This window comes from Clostridium sulfidigenes (genome assembly GCF_052067195.1).
In the GTDB taxonomy this organism is placed as follows: domain Bacteria; phylum Bacillota; class Clostridia; order Clostridiales; family Clostridiaceae; genus Clostridium_J; species Clostridium_J sulfidigenes.
In genome coordinates this window covers 63,718-86,017 of the sequence record NZ_JBQHQR010000009.1, presented here as the reverse complement: position 1 = coordinate 86,017, position 22,300 = coordinate 63,718, and the positions used below count along the sequence as shown (strand labels likewise).

The 22,300-nt window shown below is 29.3% G+C and carries 23 protein-coding genes; 3 read left to right on the top strand and 20 right to left on the bottom strand.

Annotation, left to right across the window (positions count from 1 at the left end; all coding sequences use genetic code 11):
• Positions 1 to 74 precede the first annotated feature (74 nt).
• From ACTNBA_RS11900 to ACTNBA_RS11890, 3 genes are all read right to left on the bottom strand, one after another.
• Entirely contained in the window at positions 75 to 1,451 is a 1,377-nt protein-coding gene (locus ACTNBA_RS11900) for a hypothetical protein (protein WP_441074309.1), read from the bottom strand.
• 197 nt (positions 1,452 to 1,648) lie between these two features.
• Positions 1,649 to 2,683, bottom strand: a complete 1,035-nt coding sequence (locus ACTNBA_RS11895; RefSeq protein WP_441074308.1) for a M42 family metallopeptidase — start codon at positions 2,681 to 2,683, stop codon at positions 1,649 to 1,651.
• A 183-nt stretch (positions 2,684 to 2,866) separates the two neighbouring features.
• On the bottom strand, positions 2,867 to 3,289 hold the full coding sequence (locus ACTNBA_RS11890; protein WP_441074307.1) for a GNAT family N-acetyltransferase: 423 nt from the start codon (positions 3,287 to 3,289) through the stop codon (positions 2,867 to 2,869).
• 256 nt (positions 3,290 to 3,545) lie between these two features.
• Here ACTNBA_RS11890 and ACTNBA_RS11885 point away from each other — a divergent pair, with 256 nt between their 5' ends.
• Positions 3,546 to 4,016, top strand: coding sequence for a hypothetical protein (locus tag ACTNBA_RS11885; RefSeq protein ID WP_441074305.1), 471 nt, complete (start codon positions 3,546 to 3,548; stop codon positions 4,014 to 4,016).
• Positions 4,017 to 4,027: 11 nt separating this feature from the next.
• Positions 4,028 to 5,053, top strand: coding sequence for a DUF3885 domain-containing protein (locus ACTNBA_RS11880; RefSeq protein WP_441074304.1), 1,026 nt, complete (start codon positions 4,028 to 4,030; stop codon positions 5,051 to 5,053).
• A 98-nt stretch (positions 5,054 to 5,151) separates the two neighbouring features.
• Here the strand turns inward: ACTNBA_RS11880 and ACTNBA_RS11875 are convergent, their stop codons facing one another.
• Together ACTNBA_RS11875 and ACTNBA_RS11870 are read right to left on the bottom strand one after the other, a co-directional pair.
• The gene (locus tag ACTNBA_RS11875; RefSeq protein ID WP_346879492.1) at positions 5,152 to 5,664 is read right to left on the bottom strand and encodes a ferritin family protein; all 513 of its coding nucleotides are present in this window, start codon (positions 5,662 to 5,664) and stop codon (positions 5,152 to 5,154) included.
• A gap of 95 nt (positions 5,665 to 5,759) precedes the next feature.
• Positions 5,760 to 6,452: a Crp/Fnr family transcriptional regulator gene (locus tag ACTNBA_RS11870; RefSeq protein ID WP_441074303.1), complete on the bottom strand. Its 693-nt coding sequence runs from the start codon at positions 6,450 to 6,452 to the stop codon at positions 5,760 to 5,762.
• Positions 6,453 to 6,546: 94 nt separating this feature from the next.
• On the opposite strand from ACTNBA_RS11870, the gene ACTNBA_RS11865 reads away from it, so the two are divergent.
• Complete coding sequence (locus ACTNBA_RS11865) at positions 6,547 to 7,236, top strand: YjjG family noncanonical pyrimidine nucleotidase (RefSeq protein WP_441074302.1); 690 nt, start codon at positions 6,547 to 6,549, stop codon at positions 7,234 to 7,236.
• A 163-nt stretch (positions 7,237 to 7,399) separates the two neighbouring features.
• On the opposite strand, the gene ACTNBA_RS11860 is transcribed toward ACTNBA_RS11865, so the two are convergent.
• From ACTNBA_RS11860 to aroQ, 15 genes are all read right to left on the bottom strand, one after another.
• Complete coding sequence (locus tag ACTNBA_RS11860) at positions 7,400 to 7,777, bottom strand: PH domain-containing protein (protein ID WP_346877270.1); 378 nt, start codon at positions 7,775 to 7,777, stop codon at positions 7,400 to 7,402.
• Between the two features lie 160 nt (positions 7,778 to 7,937).
• A complete protein-coding gene (lplA, locus tag ACTNBA_RS11855) occupies positions 7,938 to 8,921 on the bottom strand; it encodes a lipoate--protein ligase (RefSeq protein WP_441074300.1) in 984 nt (327 codons plus the stop codon).
• A gap of 53 nt (positions 8,922 to 8,974) precedes the next feature.
• A complete protein-coding gene (gene lpdA / locus ACTNBA_RS11850; protein ID WP_441074298.1) occupies positions 8,975 to 10,354 on the bottom strand; it encodes a dihydrolipoyl dehydrogenase in 1,380 nt (459 codons plus the stop codon).
• 159 nt (positions 10,355 to 10,513) lie between these two features.
• Positions 10,514 to 11,968 (bottom strand): aminomethyl-transferring glycine dehydrogenase subunit GcvPB, encoded by a 1,455-nt coding sequence (gene gcvPB / locus ACTNBA_RS11845; protein ID WP_441074297.1) that lies wholly within the window; start codon positions 11,966 to 11,968, stop codon positions 10,514 to 10,516.
• Positions 11,968 to 13,308 (bottom strand): aminomethyl-transferring glycine dehydrogenase subunit GcvPA, encoded by a 1,341-nt coding sequence (gene gcvPA / locus ACTNBA_RS11840; RefSeq protein ID WP_441074367.1) that lies wholly within the window; start codon positions 13,306 to 13,308, stop codon positions 11,968 to 11,970. Before gcvPA ends, gcvPB begins: the two co-directional genes overlap by 1 nt.
• 1 nt (position 13,309) lies before the next feature.
• Positions 13,310 to 13,705: a glycine cleavage system protein GcvH gene (gene gcvH / locus ACTNBA_RS11835; protein ID WP_035130183.1), complete on the bottom strand. Its 396-nt coding sequence runs from the start codon at positions 13,703 to 13,705 to the stop codon at positions 13,310 to 13,312.
• Between the two features lie 12 nt (positions 13,706 to 13,717).
• Positions 13,718 to 14,824 carry a glycine cleavage system aminomethyltransferase GcvT gene (gene gcvT, locus ACTNBA_RS11830; protein WP_441074295.1) on the bottom strand — a complete coding sequence of 369 codons (1,107 nt, stop codon included), beginning with the start codon at positions 14,822 to 14,824 and terminating at the stop codon, positions 13,718 to 13,720.
• A 181-nt stretch (positions 14,825 to 15,005) separates the two neighbouring features.
• Positions 15,006 to 16,436: a potassium/proton antiporter gene (locus ACTNBA_RS11825; RefSeq protein ID WP_441074293.1), complete on the bottom strand. Its 1,431-nt coding sequence runs from the start codon at positions 16,434 to 16,436 to the stop codon at positions 15,006 to 15,008.
• Between the two features lie 223 nt (positions 16,437 to 16,659).
• The gene (locus ACTNBA_RS11820; protein ID WP_346847366.1) at positions 16,660 to 17,709 is read right to left on the bottom strand and encodes an ABC transporter substrate-binding protein; all 1,050 of its coding nucleotides are present in this window, start codon (positions 17,707 to 17,709) and stop codon (positions 16,660 to 16,662) included.
• Between the two features lie 4 nt (positions 17,710 to 17,713).
• Positions 17,714 to 18,496, bottom strand: a complete 783-nt coding sequence (locus ACTNBA_RS11815; RefSeq protein WP_346847365.1) for an ABC transporter permease — start codon at positions 18,494 to 18,496, stop codon at positions 17,714 to 17,716.
• Positions 18,490 to 19,326, bottom strand: coding sequence for an ABC transporter permease (locus ACTNBA_RS11810; protein ID WP_035130173.1), 837 nt, complete (start codon positions 19,324 to 19,326; stop codon positions 18,490 to 18,492). Before ACTNBA_RS11810 ends, ACTNBA_RS11815 begins: the two co-directional genes overlap by 7 nt.
• A 1-nt stretch (position 19,327) precedes the next feature.
• Positions 19,328 to 20,377, bottom strand: coding sequence for a spermidine/putrescine ABC transporter ATP-binding protein (potA, locus tag ACTNBA_RS11805; RefSeq protein WP_035130170.1), 1,050 nt, complete (start codon positions 20,375 to 20,377; stop codon positions 19,328 to 19,330).
• Positions 20,378 to 20,440: 63 nt separating this feature from the next.
• Positions 20,441 to 20,980, bottom strand: coding sequence for a helix-turn-helix domain-containing protein (locus ACTNBA_RS11800; protein WP_441074290.1), 540 nt, complete (start codon positions 20,978 to 20,980; stop codon positions 20,441 to 20,443).
• A 534-nt stretch (positions 20,981 to 21,514) separates the two neighbouring features.
• The gene (locus tag ACTNBA_RS11795; RefSeq protein WP_035130165.1) at positions 21,515 to 21,793 is read right to left on the bottom strand and encodes a hypothetical protein; all 279 of its coding nucleotides are present in this window, start codon (positions 21,791 to 21,793) and stop codon (positions 21,515 to 21,517) included.
• Positions 21,794 to 21,845: 52 nt separating this feature from the next.
• The gene (gene aroQ / locus ACTNBA_RS11790) at positions 21,846 to 22,289 is read right to left on the bottom strand and encodes a type II 3-dehydroquinate dehydratase (protein WP_150846162.1); all 444 of its coding nucleotides are present in this window, start codon (positions 22,287 to 22,289) and stop codon (positions 21,846 to 21,848) included.
• Positions 22,290 to 22,300 lie beyond the last annotated feature (11 nt).

Here is a 22,300-nt window from a genome sequence, read left to right as displayed (position 1 = left end):
CTCCATCTTTAGAATAATACTTTATTATAATAAATTCAAGCCATTTATTGCAGTGACTTGAATAAAGCAATTATTTATTGATTATTATATAATCTATTATAATAAGTTTCATCTATAGAAGGATTCTTTATAATAATTACTCCTTGAAAATAATCAGTAGTTACCCCTGGTTTTTTTCCTATAATTCCTCCAACTTCTTCCCCAGCTACATCTTCTTGTGAATATAAGATATCATCTGGAAATGGAAAATATATGGGAGTAAATTTTCTTTTATATGGACTTCTTGAGTTGTTTAAATCTATTACCATATCCTCTTTATCTAACTTTATTTCTTCGAGGAGCGTATTTAAATCTTCTCTTGCTGCATTTATTTGCATATGTGTATTATCAAAATTAAATTTACCTTTTTGGTATATAACATTAATCCCTAAAACCTTATCCTTAAATTTCTTATCCTTTGCAATTTTTGCTCCTAAAAAATCTACATCTAAAATTTTATGTTGATAGCTATATATCTGGTATACATGAATATAACATCTTTTCATATTCATATCTTTATAGAAACTATTCAAATTATCATATAAATATTGAGAATACTTTTCATTTCCATTTGTATTATTTGAATCATCTTGATAATATGTTTTCATAATTTCTTGCAAATTTCTTATATTATCTAAAACAATTTTTATGTTATTTAAATCATCATTTAAAGCTTCTTTATATTCTTCTTCATTAGCATTAATATCACTATAAAAATTATCAATATGCTTTAAAATTATTTCATTTCTTTTTTCTAATTCCTCATCATTACTTATATTTGTTATAATCTCTTCACTTTTTAAGTTTTCCAAAATATTATTTATATTTTCTATTTGCTTATCTGTTAAATCTGGATTTCTACTAATTATCCTTTTAAAATATAAGTCAACAGATTGAAAGGACTCATTTATTCCTATTCCCATTATATTTAATTTTTTATTATCGGAAAGCTGACTATTTTTTAGGTATAATTTTTTTAGCATTTCCTGCTTTGAATCTCCAATAAATGCATATCCCATAGAACTATTATTATATGATTCTAGTAAGGCTTCATCTCCAGTCTGCAAGTATTCATTTATAATTGCAGCTTCTGCATACCCTACATCAACTAAAAAATATTTTAACTTCCATGTATCCATTAAGTAAGATATAAATTTATATTGAATTTGCGCATTCTCCTTTATTCCAATTTCCTCATTAGTCAAAACTATCTTTTTATCCTTTACACTATCATCAAAAATTTCTAATGCAGAATAATCCTCATAATTAGTGAAATCTATATTAGAAGAATTTTTGCCTATATAGCTTTTCTCATTAGCTGGCAATGATATGTACATTCCTCCTATTAAAAGGATAAATCCTATCACAAAGGCAATGGTAATAATAATTTCTTTTTTTATTTTAAAATTCAATATGTCTCCCCCTTTTTATCGTAAAATTCATATCCATAATATATCTAAATTATACTTAATATTGAATTATATGTAAACCAAATTATACTTTGCTTATATGTTGTTATAGATTTTTCAATATCTTTAATCATGGGGAAAATTTCTTGTAGAAATAAGACTCAACCTACCATATCTAATGATAAATTGAGTCTTAATACCTATCTTGTTAAGTAAGCATATAATAATTTTATTGTTCCTTCTAAAGCTGTGTAGTGAGTTCTTTCCATTCCATGAGAAGCATGAACTCCAGGTCCTATTAGTGCTCCTTTAATATTATTTCCACCACTAAGTGCTGCTCCAACATCTGAACCGTACATTGGATAAATGTCTACAGCATATTTTATTTCGTTGCTTTTAGCAAGATTTACTAGGTCTGTAGTCATATTAAAATCATATGGCCCATTAGAATCCTTAGCACAGATAGAAACATCATATTCTGTACAAGATAAATCTTCTCCAATACATCCCATATCTACAGCTATCATTTCTGTTATATCTGATGGTATATAAGCTGAACCATGTCCAACTTCTTCATAAACAGATATAAATACTTTAGTAGTATAGGTAGGAACTATCTTTTCACTACTTAATATATGAAGAAGATTCATTAAACATGCAACGCTACCTTTATCATCTATAAATCTAGATTTCAAAAATCCACTTTCTGTTATAGTAGTTTTAGGATCTATAAATATAAAATCTCCAGGGCATATGCCTAGTTTTTCTACATCTTCTTTAGATTTTACAACTTCATCAAGTCTTACTTCCATATTCTTTGGATCACGAGCTTTAGATTTTGCATCTTCATACACGTGAATAGCAGGACTAGTACTTAAGAATGTTCCATTATATATTTTTCCATCTCTAGTTCTAACCTTACAATATTCAGCATCTAAAGTAGGAACTATTGGTCCTCCAATTAAAGTAAACTTTAAAGTACCTTCACTAGAAATAGATCTTACCATAGCTCCTAATGTATCTACATGTGCAGATAACCCTATTACTTTATCACTACTTTTTCCTGGAACAGTTATAACTCCACAGCCTTTAACAGTCTTTTCAAAAGCATAACCTAGTTCTTCTGTCATTGATTGGATTTTGTCCATAACGTCATAACAAAATCCACTTGGGCTATCAATAAGCAATATTTCTTTTGCTGTATTTAGAACCTTTTCTTTGTTTACTGTTATCATTTTTCGCCCTCCCGATAATATAAATTTTATATTCCTATTATTCTTTAATCTTAGATATAAAAGTAATTAATTTTTAAAATATCTAAATAATTATAATAGTCATATAATTTAGTCTCTCTAAATATTATAATATTCATCTATAAATTATTAAAGGGTTTATAATAATATTTTTTGTAAAGTTTTCTATTCAATAAATCCCTTTTCTTTCATTTTTTCAGCATTATTAAATAAAGCCATGCCAGTTTTCATCTTTCTAAAATTAAAGCTATTATAGAATCCTTCTTTTCCCTTAGCAGCATATAAAATCACATTGCATCCTGGCAATGACTCAAGTATAGTGCTTACTATTAACTTTCCTATACCTTTACCTTGATACTGTGGTAATATAGCTACATCATAAATTGCACCTTGATAAACTCCATCTGATAATGCTCTTCCAAATCCAATAAGCCTATTGTTATCATATACAAACACAGTAATATAACTATTTTCAAATGCTTTCTTATGGGTTTCTTCATCAAAATACCCCATACCTCCCAGCTTTAATATTTCTGGAATCAAGCTCCAATCTACATTATCACAGTTTTTTTCTATTTTTATATTCATAATATCGCTCCCAATTATGTTCTTTCATGTTAATTATTCATTCTTATATTTATCAATTTTTAAGGTTTTATATAAGCATAGCATTATTCTTGTTTCTTTACAATTTCTTCTTCTTTGCTGCTCATATTTAAGCCGTTGATGTATTTGTCTGGTCATGGTAAAATGATAAAAAATACAACCATGCAAATATTTACTAAAAGGTAGTTGATGAGATTTACGCTTATAAATTGAATTTATATGATAGGTGGTGATTATTTTGAGCAAAGAATTTGAGATACAAGGCTGCGTAGAAGTGCCAATGAATCTATCTGAAGATGAATTTTTCAATAAATTTATTGGTTTTATTGAATCCAACAACTGGTCATTTGGTGGAGGTATCAATGAAATCATTGATGGATTTTATATTAATGCTGATGGCACAAAAGGAAAATATGTACTTGAGGATATGTCCGAAAACTTGTATGATAACCTAGCAAATGAGTTGTTTCAGTATCATTCCTTAGCTGCATTGTTATATTTGATAAATGCAGGGCGTGAGCTTGAGTTTTCATACAAGGAGATAAAATGCTTTATTTCAAAAAACGGCTCTGCCAAGACGGTTTCTTTGTGGATATCCGAGGATGAGCAGGCATTTGATAGCATAGAATCCCTAATTGAAAATGCTGTGTTCTGCAATCAACAGTTTATGCATATATTCCATGACATTACATTAGAAACTCTCTTTTAGGAGGATGGCTTATGATAATGAAAGACACACCATTTGTAATTTCTTGGTCAAATCTCTGCTGGATTGATGATTCTGAAGACGCTCCAAAAGATTTATGCCTACACGGAGATGTTACAGTCACAATCGGAGATACACGGTTAAATTACTCATGCTGTACAAGTGCTTCTGCACTACAGATGCTTAGAACCTTAACACATGATCATGCGATTACTCCTTATGAACAGATGCTTCCTTGTTGTGGTAACAGTTTATTTGCATCTGACAATTTGAGTGAAGTAACAATAATTGGATGCGATAATGGTATTGATTATTCTGTTACGCACAAGACAGATGTGGTTGTTATCCAAACGGAAGAAGGAACCACCTACACGGTTTCATTGCTAAAATATCGAAATGAGGTTTTACGATTTTCTAGGGCTGTTGAGAAGTTTTATAACCAGTGTTCACCTAAAATTTTACCAGACGAACCTTATGAAAGAGATGGATATTTTGCCTTTTGGAGCGAATGGTCACATCATACGTATGAAGCAATTGGAATGTTTAGAAACCAATTGTTAAACCAATCATTATTAACTACCCACTTCTGTAAAGAGTTTCCATTAGAGTGTGATAATCCCTATGATGATGCTCTAAATACAAGAACGGAATATATTGATACTTGCTCTCAGCTTGCCATAAAGCTCTATATACAGAAACATTTTACTAATAATTTAGCCGTTATTTATGAAGATAAATACAATCGTGCGGTAAAGAACGAAAAAGAATTTGTTGAGTCATGCCTTGCAGCGGCCGAAAACCAAACCATTCCCTTTCATTGGACTGACGAAGAAGAAACCTTTCATGGTATAAGATATATATGGAAAACCAATAAAATTGATATTGAAACACTTTTTCGTAAAATAATTACCTCTGATTTAGGGGATAACACAGAGCTTGATTGTTCTGTTTACATCATAGACCTTGAAACAGGAACTGTGTTTTTCTTATATGACGACAGAGGTATTGATATTTTTGAGGAATTAACTCAGTACACTTAAAGTCTCTATTACATTAAAAATATAATCTGTGCTCCCCAAATTATATAAGAATAATCATATTCTTCTTATTGGGTTTACACAGATTATTTTATACTTTCTTATAATGTTCCATAATTATCTTTATCTAAAATAACTAAAGCTCTAGTTAATTCTTCCACATGTTCCTTTTCATCTCTAGTTATTTCATTTATTATTTTAACTAAAGTACTGTTATCTAAGTTTCTAACAAATTGTTCATAAAGCAAAATAGCCTCTAACTCTCCCTTTATTCCCTCTCTAATAGTTACAAGTAGATTAACATCCTTATCATATTTATTAGTATAATCTTTATACTTTTCCTTAGATGATATATTTACATGTTCCCTAGCTTCTTCTTCTAAAGCAGCTTGCTCTGGATCAATACATCTTAGAGCATTTAAAAACATTGCATAATGTCTCTTTTCATCTTCCATAATATGATGAAATAATTCCTTAAGTTCTTTATTTTCTGTAATTGTTATAAAATGACTATAATCATTTATTGCTACAACTTCTGCAACAAGCCCTTCTCTTAAAAATCCTTCTGCACTTTTGGCAATACCTTGTGGTTGTCTTTCAGTAGTATAACTCATAATAGCCCCCTTAATTATTTATCTATGTTATATATATTATAAATAATTTTATCTTATGAATGCTTCTTCTACATTTAGACGTATTGCTTCTATATCTAAAGGGATTTCATATACACATTTTTAGATAACTCATTAAGTCTATCCTCATCTAATATATATATTTTTTTATTATCACATTTTATAATTGATTTTGATTCAAGCTCTTTAAATGTTCTCACTAAATGCCTATAAGTTGTTCCTAAAAATTCAGCAATCTCTTTAAATGGTGAGTTTAAAAGTATATAATTTCTATCATCTTCTAAATGCTCAACTAGGTAGCTAGCTAGCCTATTTACAAGAGGATATACAAAGTTATATGAACTATTATTAATGGTTTCATGAAGTTTTTCACTTAAAGAACCTACTAAATGATGTAAAAAGTTCACATTATCAATATAATTTGCTCTAAGTATAGTTGATGGTATGGCAATTAAAAAAGTATTTTCTATAGCTTCAACATTACATTGTATGGGCTTATTTTTTAAAAACTCTAAATCTCCTATAGTATTAAAGTCTTTATAAAACTTTAATAGCATTGATTTACCATTTTCAAAAAGATATGATATTTTAATTTTCCCATCTACAAGCAAATAGTAATATTCAAGTTCATCCTCCGCTTCTAATATAATTTCATCTTTTTCATAAAAATGGAGTTGAGCATAGTTTATTATATCCTCATCAAATAGATCTTCTATATTATACTTAGCAAAATACTTGTTTAAGAGTTGCTGATTCAATATTTTTTTCATAAATTCTCCTTATCATGACATATGTCCTATAGATATATACATCAATATGGTAACTTATGAAATAGAGGATGTAAAGTATAGATGGAGGTTTATTATGAATTACGAAGTTATAATTTTTGATGCAGATGAAACTTTATTTGATTTTAAAAAATCTGAGAGATACGCTCTTAAAAATACTATGATTGAGTTTGGCATAGATTATGATGAAAATTATCATTTAAAAGTATATAAGGATATAAATACAATTATATGGAAAGAGTTTGAAAATGGACTTATCATTCAGAGTGATTTGAATATTGAAAGATTTAGAAGACTATTATATAAATTAAATGCTAAATTTGATGAAGTTAATTTTGCAAAATCATATGTAAAACATTTATCCAGTGCATCATTTTTATATGATGATAGTATAGCTCTTATAGAAAGTCTACATAAAAATTATAGGCTTATTATAATCACTAACGGTCTTAAGGATGTACAAGATAATAGAATAAGAAAATCTGTCATAGGAGGATACTTTGATGATATAGTAGTATCTGATGAAATTGAAGTATCTAAGCCAGATCCGAGAATATTTGAACATACTTTAAAAAATATAAATCATACTGATAAAACCAAAGTATTAATGGTAGGCGATAGCTTAACTTCAGATATACAAGGGGGAATAAATTTTGGTATAGATACCTGCTGGTTTAATTCTAATAAGATTATAAACAAAAGTGCTATAAACCCTACATATGAGATTTCCAATCTTATGGAGCTTAAGAGTATAGTTGAAAAATAGATAATATTAATTCATAACTAGCAATATAAAGTTTATACATTTAATTTAATTGGAGATATAAAAGTGGATTCATCAAGAATCCACTTTTAAATATGCAAACTATTTTTTCTTTAATTTTAATCTTAGCTTCCACTACTCATTATCAAGCACTCTTATGTTTATACTATCTACTACAATATTCTGCTAATATTGATTGTACTTCATAAATGTTACAACTGCTGCTAAAGGTCTTTTCTATCGGCATGCTCATCCCTGAAACAAATATTTTAAGTTCTGCATCTAAATCAAAATGTCCTGATGTTTCCACTTTGAAATTAGTAATTGCTCTATATGGTACTGAATGATACTCTACCTTTTTACCAGTAACCCCTTGCTTATCAATAATAATTAATCTTTTATTTGTAAATATAATCATATCTCTTACTAACTTGTATGCTTTTTCTATTTGTTCATTAGAACCTAATAATTTCATATAGTCTTCCTTGATTTTATTGATATCCACCTCTGACGCATTTCCTATTACACTACTAAATAATCCCATTACCATCACTCCCTTTATAAAATTAATTTAATTATACCCTAAATAACAAATATTAGTAAATATTTTTATATAGTTTATCTTACCTTAAATGTGTTTTTTGTGTCCCTATATTTCCTTTGTATATACTGTAATTAAATTCTATCGCCTAATTTAAATAATCTTATACAAAAAATAAGCTTAAAAGCTCTTGTTTACTTACATTTCCAAAATAATTCTTTATATTAATATTATCTATTACTCTATGAATTTCTTCAGTATTATGCTTTTTACCTATAAGAGCTTTTTCAATATCTTCAATATTTCCTTCTCCAAAGAAATCTCCAAAAATTCTTATGTGCTGCATTATACCCTTTTCAACATCAATACTTAACTCTATAGTTCCAGCAGATAACTTTTTCTCATTATAAAAGTTATATTTGGGCGACTGTCCAAAATTCCACTGCCAAGTTTCATATTTAGTTTTAACTAGATTTTTAACCTCTTCAATTTCCTCATTATCTAAAGTAGTTATAACCTTATCTTTTTCTTCTCTACCGATATACTCGAATATTTTATTTTTAAAATCTGTAACACTAAAGGATTCCTTTAAATGTTCACTAATATTTGTAATTCTACTAGATACAGATTTAACTGCTTTATCTGAAAATTTTATGGGTTTAGAAATTAAAGCATCACTTAAGTTAACTATGTCAGAAGAAAATAATAAAGTCCCATGATGCATTACTCTATTTTTATATTTACATTGAGCATTTCCAGAAAACTTTTTACCATCTATTAAAAGATCATTTCTCCCTGAAAACTCTGCCTTTACTCCTAATTCATTTAATACACCTATGATTGGAATAACAAAGGTCTTAAAATCATTGAATTTTTTTCCATCATCCTCAACTATAAATGTAAAGTTTAAATTCCCAAGGTCATGAAAAACAGCTCCACCTCCACTTTGTCTCCTTACAACTTTTATATCATGCTTTTTAATGTATTCCTCATTAATCTCTGATAAAGTATTTTGATTTTTTCCAACTACTATACAAGGTTCATCTCTCCAAAGTACAAAATATTCACCATTCTTTTCTCTTAATAAATACTCCTCTAGAGCTAAATTGAAATAAGGATCTGTGCAATTATTATCAATATATCTCATTTTTTCTCCTTTTTATTTTGAATACAATATAATGCATATTTTAAAAATAGTAGTTACCTATTTATACTGTGTATAGCTTCTTTATTTAATCCTAAGACAGCTTCATGTAGTGCCTCGCCTAACGTTGGATGACTATGAACCACTTCTTTCAGCTCTGACACCGTCATTTCCTTTTCAACCATTATAGTGCCTTCTAGTATTAAATCTGACCCATGGGGTCCAAGAATGTGCACACCTAAAATCACATTATTTTCATCGCTTATAACTTTTACCAAACCTTCACCTTCACCTAAAGCTAAAGCTTTTCCATTGGCACCAAACAAGAATTTATTTTTTTTATAGTTTATTCCCTTTTCTTTAGCTTCTTCTTCTGTAATTCCTACTACTGCTATTTCAGGAAAAGTAAAAATACAAGAAGGAATCACTGCTTTATGACAAGGTTTATTTAATAATATATGTTCCACAGTTTCTACCCCTTGGTGGGAAGCTGCATGAGCAAGAAGTGAAATCCCATTAACATCTCCAACCGCATATACACCCTTTAAAGAAGTTTCATAATTTTCGTCAACCACTATGCCTTTTTTATATGTGTTTATTCCTAATCTATCTACATCAATACCTTCAAAATTAGGTTTTCTTCCCTTTGCAAGAAGTACTTTCTCCCCTCTTACTTCAAAGTCACCTTTCTTACCCTGACATTGTATAACTATTTCTTCAGTCTCTCTAAAACTCATAACTTTAGTTGAAGTAAGAATCTCTATTCCAGACTTTTTTGCCATAGCTGAATATCTCTTTGAAATATCTTTATCTATATCGTATAGTATAGAATTTCTCGCAACTATCACTGTAACTTTACTTCCCATAGCATTAAAAATGCTGGCAAACTCCATTCCAATTACTCCACCACCTATAACTACTAAGGATTTTGGTATATGATTAAAATCTAAAAGTTCAGTGCTTGTTATAATATTTTTACTATCATATACTCCTTCAATGGATGGGATTTCAGCTTGAGATCCAGTAGCTATAATTATATTTTTGCCTTTAATAGTTATTTCTTCTTCGTTGCATACTGTTACAGTATTTTTATCAATTAATGTAGCTTTACCCCTTATAAGTTCTACATTATTTCCCTTTAAAAGAGCTTCTATTCCAGTTACTAAAGTTTTTATAATGCTTCCTTTTCTTTCTTGAATTTTATCTACATCTATTTCAGGATTATTTGCTTTAATACCAAAGTCTTCAATATGCCTTAAGTTATTAAAAAGTTCTGCAGTTCTATATATGGTTTTAGTTGGAATACACCCATAATTTAAACATGTCCCACCTAAATTTTCTTTTTCTATAAGACACACTTTTGCTCCTAATTGCGCTGCTCTAATGGCAGCCACATAACCACCTGGTCCTCCACCTATTACAATTATATCTTTCATAACTACACTCCTCGTATTAATATGTTCTGTATGAAATACTATATTAACTATATATGCAAGCTTATTTTAGTTAAAACTTTAACAAATCTGTATAAAAAGGCATTAATATAATCTTTGACATTATTATATTAATGCCTATAAATTTTAATTCTTAAAAAGTTACTTACTCCACTTTAAGATTGGTGTTCTTGCTGCTTTAACTTGATCTAACCTTCTTACTAAAGCATTTTGAGGAGCTTCATGTAAAACTTCTGGATTCTCCTTAGCTTCTATAGCTATTATCTTCATAACTTCAACAAACTCATTGATGGACTCTAAGCTTTCACTTTCAGTTGGTTCTATCATAAGAGCATCTTCAACTATTAGAGGAAAATAAACTGTTGGCGGATGTACACCATAGTCAATCAATCTTTTAGCTACATCTAAAGTTGATATATGATTTGGGTTATCTTTTAAACCAGCAAAGATAACTTCATGCTTACATACCTCATCGATAGCTACCTTATAATAATCTTTCAAAGCTTCTTTTATATAATTTGCATTTAATACAGCATTCTCTGAAGCAGCTTTCAGTCCTTCACTTCCCATAGTTAGTATATAGGTATAGGCTCTAACTAACACTCCAAAATTCCCATAAAAACTTCTTACTTTTCCAATAGAATCAGGTCTATCATAATCAAATACAAACTTCTCTTCTTCCTTTTTTATAATTGGAACCGGAAGAAACTTAGAAAGTTTACCACATACGCCTACTGGACCTGCTCCTGGACCACCACCACCATGTGGTGTTGAAAATGTTTTATGAAGATTTAAATGACACACATCAAATCCCATATCACCAGGACGAGCTTTTCCCATAATAGCATTTAAGTTTGCTCCATCATAGTATAAAAGTCCGCCTGCTTCATGAACCAACTTACTTATATTCTCTATATTTTTCTCAAACAAACCTAAAGTATTTGGATTTGTAAGCATCAGTCCCGCTATTTCATCATTTAAAACTTTTTTTAGTTCTTCTATTGAAACCAATCCATCCTTATCAGATTTAATTTCAACTATTTCAAAACCTGCCACTTTTGCACTTGCAGGATTTGTACCATGAGCTGAGTCAGGAACTATTATTTTTTTACGTTTAAAATCATTTCTACTTTCATGATATGCTTTTATTAATAAAAGTCCTGTGAATTCACCATGAGCTCCAGCAGCGGGTTGCAATGTAAAATCATCCATACCTGTAATTTCACATAACTTTAAGGAAAGGTCGTGGATAAGTTCTAATGCACCTTGTACATTTTCTGCTGATTCTTTAGGATGAATTTTACTAAAACCAGAAAACATAGCCACATCTTCATTAATTTTAGGATTATATTTCATAGTACAAGAACCTAGAGGATAGAACCCCTTATCTACACAATAGTTTTTATTAGAAAGAGCAGTGTAATGTCTAACTACATCAACTTCACTTACTTGTGGAAGATATGCCTCCTCTTCTCTTAACATATTTTTAGGTATAACAGATTCTATATTTATATCCTCCACATCTATTTGTGGAAGCGTATAACCTACTTTACCCTCACATGATAGTTCAAAGATAACTTTATTATAACTTTTCATTATATCTCCTCCATCACTTTAACTAATTTGTCTATTTCATCCTTCGATCTTTTTTCTGTTACACAAAGTAACATAGAATTCTTATATTGAGGGTAATCTTCTTCTAAAATATATCCGCCTAAAATATTATTATCTAGTAATTTGTTATTTATTTCACATAAGCAAGTATCAGATTTCACTGCAAACTCTTTAAAAAATGGTTTATTGAATAGTGGCTTATATTTACCACTCTCTATTAATTGATTAAAAGCATAGTGAGACTTTTTGATGCATTGAGCTCCTATTTCTTTTATACCTTCTTTTCCTATGGTAGCCATATATACAGCAGCACCTATTGCCATCAATGTTTGATCAGAACATATATTAGAGGTAGCTTTTTCTCTTCTTATATGTTGTTCTCTTGCTTGAAGTGTTAATACATATCCTTTGTTACCATGACTGTCGTCAGTTTCTCCAACAATTCTACCTGGCATTTTTCTCATAAGCTTTTTAGTAGTATTTAGAAATCCTAGACCCGGTCCTCCAAAGTTAATATTAGCACCAAGACTTTGACCATCCCCTATAGCTATATCTGCCCCTAGTTCACCAGGGCTTTTTAAAACACCTAAAGATAATGGATCCACACTCATAATAAGTAAAGATTTATTTAAATGGACATCCTTCTCTAATTCCTCTACCTCTTCTATAATTCCAAAGAAGTTTGGACTTTGTATAATAACTCCTGCTACATCTTTATTTAATAATGATTTTACCTTCTCAATATCTGTAACTCCATTACTTTCATCAACTTCTAATAAATCGTACCCTTTATATTTTAGATAAGTTTTTAAAACTTGTCTTGTGTCCGGATGTACTGTTTTAGAAACTATTATGGTATTTCGCTTTGTATTTTCTATAGCCATTACAGAAGCTTCTACTGCTGCTGTAGCCCCATCATACATAGATGAGTTTGAAACTTCCATACCTGTTAAGTTACAAATCATAGTTTGATACTCAAAAACTGCTTGTAAAGTTCCTTGGCTAATTTCAGGTTGATATGGAGTATAAGCTGTATAAAATTCTGTTCTTCCAGTTAAATGTTTACATATAGAAGGAACATAATGATCATACACGCCTGCACCTAAAAAACAAATAAAATCTTCTATAGATTTATTTTTTTTAGCTAAGTTAGTCATTATTTTCTCAACTTCTAACTCAGATAAACCTTTATCAATGTTTAATTCTCTATTTAATTTTAAATTATCCGGAATATCTTTAAATAAATCCTCTATTGATTTTACAGAAATAAAATCAAGCATTTGATTTTTTTCTCTTTCTGTAATAGGAATATAAGGAAACATATTATTCACCTTCTTTACATAGGTCTTTACATAATTCTTCATACTCTTCAGCTTTTAATAAATCTTTTAAATCATCTTTATTTGATAATTCTACACAAATCATCCAAGCGTCATATGCATTTTCATTTACTAGAATAGGATTATCAGTTAACTCTTCATTAACTTGTAGTACATTACCACTTGCAGGCATGAAAATATCTTCAGCAGCTTTAACAGATTCAATTGTTGAAAAAGCTTCTCCCTTAGAAAACTCATCATCTTCTGATGGTAAATCTACAAAAACTATATCACCTAATAATTTTTGTGCACAATCTGTAACTCCTATATAAGCTTTATCTTCCTCTACTCTTATCCATTCATGATTCTTTGTATATAATAAATTTTCCAATACTAACATGATTAATCCCCCTTATTTTTGAGTTTTTTTACTATAAAACTTTTTATTGACAACCATTGCCTTTAATTCTTTATTTCTAACTTTTATAAAAATTTCTGTACCTAATGCTGCGTACTTAGCATCAATTAACGCAAATCCTATTGTTTTGTTTAAGGTAGGAGACATATATCCAGTGGTTACATGTCCTATTTCTTCATTATCCTTAATTACTATATAGCCATGTCTTCCTATACCTCTATCTATCAATTCATATCCTACTAATTTTCTGGTTACTCCATTTTCCTTTTGTTTTATTAAAACATTTTTACCAATAAAATTTTCTTTATTAAGTTTCACAAAAAATCCAAAACCCATTTCTAATGGAGTTATAGTTTCATCCATTTCATTTCCATACAATGGAAGTGTAGCTTCAAATCTTAGTGTATCTCTAGCGCCAAGTCCAATAGGTTCAACACCTTCATTTTCTCCAGCTTTAAGTATTTCTCTCCATAAGACTACTACATCCTCAGGTTTTGCATATATTTCAAAGCCATCTTCACCAGTGTATCCTGTTCTTGAAATTAAAACTTTTTTATTACATATGTCTATATCATCTTTAAACTGGAAAAATCCTATCTCTGATAAATTAAATTGTGTTAATTTTTGTAATACTTCTTGAGCTTTTGGCCCTTGAAGTGCCAATTGAGCTACACTATCAGAAATATCTTCAATGGTTATCTCAAAATTACCTTTGTTATCTAACATCCATTTAAAGTCTTTTTCTTTATTGCTTGCATTTACAACTAAATAATAATAATCTTCTGAAAATTTATAAGCTAGTAAGTCATCTACAACACCACCATTTGGATAACACATGAAACTGTATATAACATCTCCATTTTTTAGTGTTTTCACATCATTTGTTAAAAGATAGTTAACAAATTTTTCAGCATCCTTTCCCTTTACTAGTACTTCACCCATATGAGAAACATCAAACAAACCTGCTCTTTCTCTTACGGTTTCATGTTCATGTAGAATTCCCTTAAATTGAGTAGGTAATTCATACCCAGCAAACTCTACAATTTTTCCACCATTCTTCTCATATTCTCCTCTTAAAGGAGTAACTTTTAAATTGTCCAATTAACTCCCTCCTTAAATTAAAAATAATTTATATAAGTCTATTATAACGCTAATTTATTTATATGCAATATTTTACTCAAAATACAATATTTAAGAATAAAATAATTCATAACTATATTAATCCTCATATAAATTTCAAAACTAAAGTGGCTATAAGTTCTATAGCCACTTTGTACAAAATCTACGATCCAACATTTTTTTCTAATAAATATTCTATATTATTTCCACTTAAAACTAATATATCACCTTGATTAATTAGTGTAGAGCCTTTTGGAACTATTATTTCACTATCTCTTTTTATCATTACAATAAGTATCTCCTCTGGAATATCCGCTTCCATTATAGTCTTTTCTTTCCAACTACTGTTAGAGTCAACATTATACTCTATTAATGTTGTAGACCTATCTTCTTGATAGTCGGTAAATGTTTTTAATACTGTTTTTGTATCATCTACTAAATCTAACTTTCTAGCTACTTTAGGGATTAATGTGCCTTGAATAGCTACTGATAATAAAGCTATAAAAAATATTATATGAAATATATCATTTTCTAATGGTATCCCTGATGTTATTGCATATATTGCAAAAACAATTGAAGCTGCCCCTCTTAATCCTACCCACGAAACAAACAACTGTTGTTTAAATGGTATCTTAAACCAACTTAAAACGCTAAAGGTTGCGATTGGACGTGCAATTATTATCATAAATATTGATATTAATATAGAGCTCCCTATAACGCTTGGTAATTCAGAAGGAAATGATAATAAACCTAATACAAAAAATAGCATAATTTGCATTATCCACGATACTCCATCAAAGAAATGAACTAAGCTTCTCTTGTGTGGAATTTTACTATTTCCAATAATAATACCAGCTATATAAACACTTAAATATCCATTACCGCCTACCCATTCACTTAATGCATAAGATAAAATAGCAATTGCCGTTATGAATATTGTATAAAATCCATCTACTTCAAAATTTGCATTTCTCATTATATAGACCGTTAGCTTAGATAATATCACCCCAATTAATATACCAAAAATAATTTGTCCAATTACTGTAGGTACTATTGAGCTGATACCCCCATTATTCATTAATGTTAAAACTATTAATGTTAGCATATATGCAATAGGGTCATTACTTCCACTTTCAACCTCTAGTATAGATGCAATTTCTCCTTTTAAGTTTAATTTCTGTGAACGTAATATAGAAAATACTGATGCTGCATCTGTAGACCCAACTATGGAGCCTATTAGCAACCCTTCTAAAAGACTTGTTTTAAGGACAAAATAACAGAATAATCCTGTCAATCCTGATGTGATTATTACCCCAAATGTAGACATTAAAATGGATTCTTTTGCAACAGGTTTAGCTTCTTTCCAATTGGTACCAAACCCACCATAGAACATTATAAATACCAACCCAAAGGAACATAATTCTCTTGTAAGCTCATAATTATCAAAATATATTCCTACTACACCATCTGAGCCAAATAACATTCCTAAAATGATGAATATAAGTAACATTGGTACACCAAACTTATATAATACTTTACTGGATGTTATGCAAATTAGTAATACTAATCCACATATAATCATTAACTCAAGCATATTACCTCCTTAATTTATATTATTTATTATAATTAATTTTTTTAATTTTAGATATTCTCATATATATATTATACAATAAAATTGAATTCAATACATAAAAATTCCTCCCTAATCAAATTATATTTGTGTAAAGTCTATTAAATTTAACAAAAATTTTAATGAATTTTCATTATGATATAAAAAATAGTAGCTCACCATAAATAGGTTAGCTACTATTTTTATACTATTTAGATTTTATTTCAATCCATCTTTCATCATAAAGCTTAATGTTGTCACCAAGGTCTATGAATGATTCACATTTATCAAGAAGAGTCTTATCTGGATAAGCTACTGGATTAGATTTAACATCTTGTGAAAGCATTTCAAGAGCTGCTTTATTTGGTGTAGAATATCCTATATAATCTATGTTTTGGACAGCATTTCCCGGCTCTAACATAAAGTTTATAAATTTCTCTGCATAATCTTTATTTTCTGCATCTGTTGGTATGCATAATGCGTCTACCCACTTATTGGTACCGGTTTTAGGGATTCCATAAGCTAGATTTTCATTTTGTTCCATAAGAGTTATTGCATCTCCAGAATAAACTATTCCCATAGCAGCTTCTTCTCCTAAAAGTCTATCTTTACCTTCATCATTAACATAAGCACGAACTAAAGGTCTTTGAGCTATTAATTCAGCCTTAGCTTTATCTAGTTCTTTTTCATTTATGCTATTTTGAGAATATCCTAACTTCATTAAGGCAATAGCCATAGTATCTCTAACTGAATCAAGCATTAGGATTTCTCCAGAGTATTTCTCATTCCATAAAATGTCCCAACTATCTACAGGATCACTTACCATATTTTTGTTATAAAGAATACCAAAAGTTCCCCAGAAATAAGGTACACTATATTCATCATTTTCATCATAGCTAGGCTTTTTAAAGCTTTCATCTATATTTTTATAGTTAGGAATATTAGAATAATCTATCTTCTGGATTAATTTCTCATCCTTCATCTTTTCAATCATATAATCTGATGGAACTATTAAATCATATTTTGATCCACCACTCTTTATCTTTTGATACATGATTTCATTGGTATCGTAGGTTTCATATACTACCTTTATACCAGTTTCTTCTTCAAACTTTTCTATTAGAGATTCATCTATATAATCCCCAACGTTATAAATATTTAAAACATCACTAGAGGATTTTGTCCCACAACCTGTAAGCATAGCTGTCACCATTACCCCTGTACATACTAGCGCTATAATTTTTTTTAATTTTTTCATCTTATTACTCCTTCCCTACCATTGCTTGCTTTCTGTTAGATAATAATAATAGTATTAATACTGTTATAAACATTAATGTAGTCAGTGCATTAATCTCTGGTTTAATACCTCTCTTTGCCATAGAATAAACCTCGATTGATAAGTTAGTTACTCCATTTCCAGTGTTAAAAAAGCTTATAATAAAGTCATCTATAGACATAGTAAAAGCAATTAAAAATCCTGAAATTATACCTGGTTTTATCTGTGGAAGTATTACCTTTCTAAGGGTATACATAGGTTTTGCGCCTAAATCCATAGCAGCTTCTTCTACATTGTCTGGAAGTTGTTTTAACTTTGGCAATACAGATAAAACTACATATGGTATATTAAAAGTTATGTGTGCAAGTAACATAGTTAAAAATCCTAACTTCATATTAAAAAATATAAAAAGTATCATAAGACCTATTGCTGTTACTATATCAGGATTTAATACAGGTAGATAGTTTATATTGAGAAGCATTGCCTTTTTAGGCCCTCTCATTCTATCTATCCCTATAGCACTTATTGTTCCTATGACTGTAGCTATTGCTGATGCCAATATTGCTACTACTACAGTGGTTATTAAAGCTGAAATTATTCTATCATTATGAAACAATTGCTGATACCACTTAAAAGTAAACCCTTGCCATCTTGCCATGGATTTTGAATCATTAAAAGAAAATAGTGCTAGGGCAAAAATAGGAGCATATAAAAATATAAATATTAAAATCAAATATATATTTGAAAATATTTTTTTTGCTTTTACCATAATACTCTACCTCCTCCTTTTTCATCATCATCTGAAAACTTAGAGGTTAATCCCATAGCTAATAAAATTAATATCATCATAAGGATAGATATTGCAGAACCAAAGTTCCAATCTCCAACAGAAGTAAACTGCTGCTCAATTAAATTTCCTATGAGCATGTGCTTTCCACCACCTAAAAGTTGCGAGATTACAAAGGTAGATACCGCTGGCATAAATACCATAGTTATTCCTGAGATAACTCCTGGTATACTTAAAGGAAAAATTATCTTCATAAAAGCTGTAATTTTTCCAGCTCCCAAATCATAAGCAGCATTAACTAAATCTTGATCCATCTTTAATAGAGATGTATATATTGGCAGTACCATAAATGGAAGAAAGTTATACACCATTCCAAGAAGTACTGCACCATTTGTATATAGTATATCTACTGAGTTTAACCCAATGATATTAAGTAAGTTATTAAGCAAACCATTCTTTCCTAGAATTGCAAGCCATGCATAGGTTCTAAGCAAGAAATTCATCCACATTGGAAGAATAAATAACATTATAAGCATTCCACGTTTATTCTCTGGTTTTCTTGATATCATATAAGCAATGGGATATCCCATTACTAAACATAAAATTGTTGATTGTAAGGCTAAGCTAATAGATCTAGTAAATACCTTTATATATAAAGGATCCATTAATCTTTTAAAATTATTTATAGAGAATTGGTAGCTTCCACTCACTTTTTCTGTAAAACTAAAAAATACTATTAGAAGAAGAGGTACTATTATAAACAAGGAGCTCCACAATACATAAGGATAAGCTAAATATGATTTCTTTTTCATTCTACGCTTCTCCTGACTTTTTCATTATGTGAATGTCTTCTGGATAAATATCCATTCCGATTTCTGTACCTATAGAAAAGTTTTTAGTATTATGAAGAATAAAGTTCATACTCTCTTCCTCTACTTCTAATTCATAGTGAACTCCTTTAAATACAGAAGATTTTACTATCCCTTTTAAGTTTCCTTCTTCTTTATTTACTATTTTTATATCCTCTGGTCTTATTACCACATCTATATCTTCATCTTTATCAAAGCCTTTATCAACACATTCAAATATACGTCCACAGAATTTAACCTTAAAGTCTTCTAACATTATTCCGTCTGTAATATTGCTTTCTCCTATAAACCTAGCTACAAACTTATTCTCAGGTTCATTATATATATCTTCCGGAGTACCCATTTGTTGAATCACTCCCTTGTTCATTACTACCACAGTATCAGACATAGTTAGTGCTTCTTCTTGATCGTGAGTTACAAATACAAAAGTAATTCCCAATTGCTTTTGTATTCTTTTAAGCTCTATTTGCATTTCTTTTCTAAGCTTTAAGTCAAGAGCACCTAAAGGCTCATCAAGAAGTAATACCTTTGGCTCATTAACAATAGCTCTTGCTATAGCTACTCTTTGTTGCTGACCACCACTTAGAGATTCAATTTTTCTTTTTTCAAAGCCCTTAAGATCTACTAATTTCAAAACTTCATTTACTTTTTTATCAATTTCGCTTTTAGAAAGTTTTTTTATTTTTAATCCAAAAGCTATGTTTTCATATACATTCATGTGAGGAAATAGTGCATATTTTTGAAACACTGTATTAATCTGTCTTTCATATGGAGGTAAGTCATTGATTTTCTTATCTTCAAATATAACTTCACCTTCATCGCAAGTTTCAAAACCTGCTAAGATTTTTAATGTAGTAGTTTTACCACAGCCACTTGGACCAAGTAATGTTATAAACTCATTCTTTTTTATCCCTAAAGTTATATTGTCTAAAACTTTGTTGTCTTCAAAGGTTTTAGATATACCTTTAATTTCAATTATATTATCACCCAACATAAACACCTCTTTTATAACATAATGCTAATTATACTTTTGTGTCACCTTATTAAATCTGTCTACTTAAAATGACGGTGGTGTACTTACCCATATTACTGTTGCCTCAGTTTTTCCTGTATTTGAAATGTAATGATTAGACTTTGGCTTAAAATAAAAGCTTTCTCCCTTACGTATTTTATATACCTTATCTCCTAAATGCAGGTTTACAATACCATGAAGCACAAGTCCAAATTCCTCTCCCTCATGAGGAGTTTCTTCTTTGTATTTTCCATTTGGTTCTAATGTGAGCATTATAGGCTCCATCTGATTTTTTTGAGCATCTGGTACGAGCCACTTTAATCTATACTTTAGATCTTCATCCTCAGTTTCAAACATATCATCATTTGTAAACTTAACTCTTTCATTAATTTTGTCACTAAAGAATTCATTTAAATTTGTGCCTAGTATCTGAAGAATATCCATAAGTGTTGCAATAGATGGAGATGTGAGATCATTCTCAATTTGAGAGATGAACCCCTTGGATAATTCACATCTGTTTGCAAGTTCTTCTTGTGTTAACTGTTTTTCGATTCTAAGACTTTTTATCTTCTCTCCAATTTGCACGATTCCACCTCAATCTTATGTATTATACTAAACCTTAAGTTTACATTTACTAAACAAACAATATTATTCTATATTTTTTTTATTAATAAATCAATAGATTTATTAAATTTTTTTTATATTTTCATGATTTTTTTTTCATAATGAACCTTTGAATATACCTTATGTTTATGAAAATATGTTTATATTAATATTCTTCATGTTTAGTAATACTAAGTATATTCCATAATAAAAACTTCCTAATATTAATTGTACTAACCTTCAACTAAATACTAGAAAGACAATTTACTTTAACTATTTTAAAAAAATACTTTATAACCACAATAAATACTATATATTTCCCATTGTAAAATAATGTAATTATTAACATTTTCCACAACTCTATCCACAATATAATTAACACTAAGTGGATAAATCTTAGATTATCAACCTTTTTTCTGAAAATTTACTTTATTTTATCCACAATTTATAAATTAAAAAAAATAATAAACAACTAAGTAATTAATACCTTAGCTGTTTATTTTTTATTTAATTCTACTAATTCTCATTTAATTCTTCTAAAAGCCTATCAAATTCTCTTATTTCAACCCAATCATAAAGATTAATGTTTTCCTTTGAATGATATACTCTGAAATCTTCTATGGATACTTTAACTTCATTTTCTCCCTCAGTCGTGAACCATAGGTATTTTTCATTACAAGAATTCAATTCTTTTATTTCGCTAAAAGGGTTAATATCATCCTCATAATAAAATCTAACTCCACTTTCAGAAAGACTTGTATATATGTCTATTATCCTATTATTAAGCTCATCCATAAGTTTCCCTTCCTCCTAGGTTACAAATGTTTAATTAGTATTATAACCTACTTTAGCTAGAAATCTTCATTTTATTTTCTAGAGCATTCATAGCCATTATATATCCATATTCTCCAAAACCACATATCTGACCTATACATGCTGGAGCTGTAACTGATTTTTGTCTAAAATCTTCTCTATCATAAATCTGTGATAAATGAACTTCCACAGTATCTATGTTTACACTTTTTATAGCATCATAGATTGCATAGCTATAATGGGTAAAGGCACCTGGATTAATTATTATTCCATCATATTTTTCATAGTATGCCCTTTGGATGAAGTTAATAATTTCCCCCTCTATATTGCTTTGTAACATCTCTATATCATGTCCTAAGGATTTAGAACATTCCTTTATGTAATTTTCAATCTTCTCAAAGCTTTTTGAGCCATATATATGTTTTTCCCTTATGCCCAAAAAATTCAGGTTAGGTCCATTTATAACCATAATTTTCATAGCAATCACCT

Coding starts and splice junctions, on each gene's coding strand:
- lpdA (WP_441074298.1), bottom strand. CDS start 10,354: ATGAAAGATATAATTGTAATAGGTGGAGGACCAGGTGGTTATGTGGCT.
- gcvH (WP_035130183.1), bottom strand. CDS start 13,705: ATGTTAGTATTGGAAAATTTATTATATACAAAGAATCATGAATGGATA.
- aroQ (WP_150846162.1), bottom strand. CDS start 22,289: ATGAAAATTATGGTTATAAATGGACCTAACCTGAATTTTTTGGGCATA.
- ACTNBA_RS11825 (WP_441074293.1), bottom strand. CDS start 16,436: ATGCTTGAGTTAATGATTATATGTGGATTAGTATTACTAATTTGCATA.
- gcvPB (WP_441074297.1), bottom strand. CDS start 11,968: ATGAAAAGTTATAATAAAGTTATCTTTGAACTATCATGTGAGGGTAAA.
- ACTNBA_RS11820 (WP_346847366.1), bottom strand. CDS start 17,709: ATGAAAAAATTAAAAAAAATTATAGCGCTAGTATGTACAGGGGTAATG.
- ACTNBA_RS11795 (WP_035130165.1), bottom strand. CDS start 21,793: ATGGATGAGCTTAATAATAGGATAATAGACATATATACAAGTCTTTCT.
- lplA (WP_441074300.1), bottom strand. CDS start 8,921: ATGAGATATATTGATAATAATTGCACAGATCCTTATTTCAATTTAGCT.
- ACTNBA_RS11880 (WP_441074304.1), top strand. CDS start 4,028: ATGATAATGAAAGACACACCATTTGTAATTTCTTGGTCAAATCTCTGC.
- ACTNBA_RS11815 (WP_346847365.1), bottom strand. CDS start 18,496: ATGGTAAAAGCAAAAAAAATATTTTCAAATATATATTTGATTTTAATA.
- gcvPA (WP_441074367.1), bottom strand. CDS start 13,308: ATGTTTCCTTATATTCCTATTACAGAAAGAGAAAAAAATCAAATGCTT.
- ACTNBA_RS11875 (WP_346879492.1), bottom strand. CDS start 5,664: ATGAGTTATACTACTGAAAGACAACCACAAGGTATTGCCAAAAGTGCA.
- ACTNBA_RS11890 (WP_441074307.1), bottom strand. CDS start 3,289: ATGAATATAAAAATAGAAAAAAACTGTGATAATGTAGATTGGAGCTTG.
- ACTNBA_RS11810 (WP_035130173.1), bottom strand. CDS start 19,326: ATGAAAAAGAAATCATATTTAGCTTATCCTTATGTATTGTGGAGCTCC.
- ACTNBA_RS11895 (WP_441074308.1), bottom strand. CDS start 2,683: ATGATAACAGTAAACAAAGAAAAGGTTCTAAATACAGCAAAAGAAATA.
- potA (WP_035130170.1), bottom strand. CDS start 20,377: ATGTTGGGTGATAATATAATTGAAATTAAAGGTATATCTAAAACCTTT.
- ACTNBA_RS11870 (WP_441074303.1), bottom strand. CDS start 6,452: ATGAAAAAAATATTGAATCAGCAACTCTTAAACAAGTATTTTGCTAAG.
- ACTNBA_RS11865 (WP_441074302.1), top strand. CDS start 6,547: ATGAATTACGAAGTTATAATTTTTGATGCAGATGAAACTTTATTTGAT.
- ACTNBA_RS11860 (WP_346877270.1), bottom strand. CDS start 7,777: ATGGGATTATTTAGTAGTGTAATAGGAAATGCGTCAGAGGTGGATATC.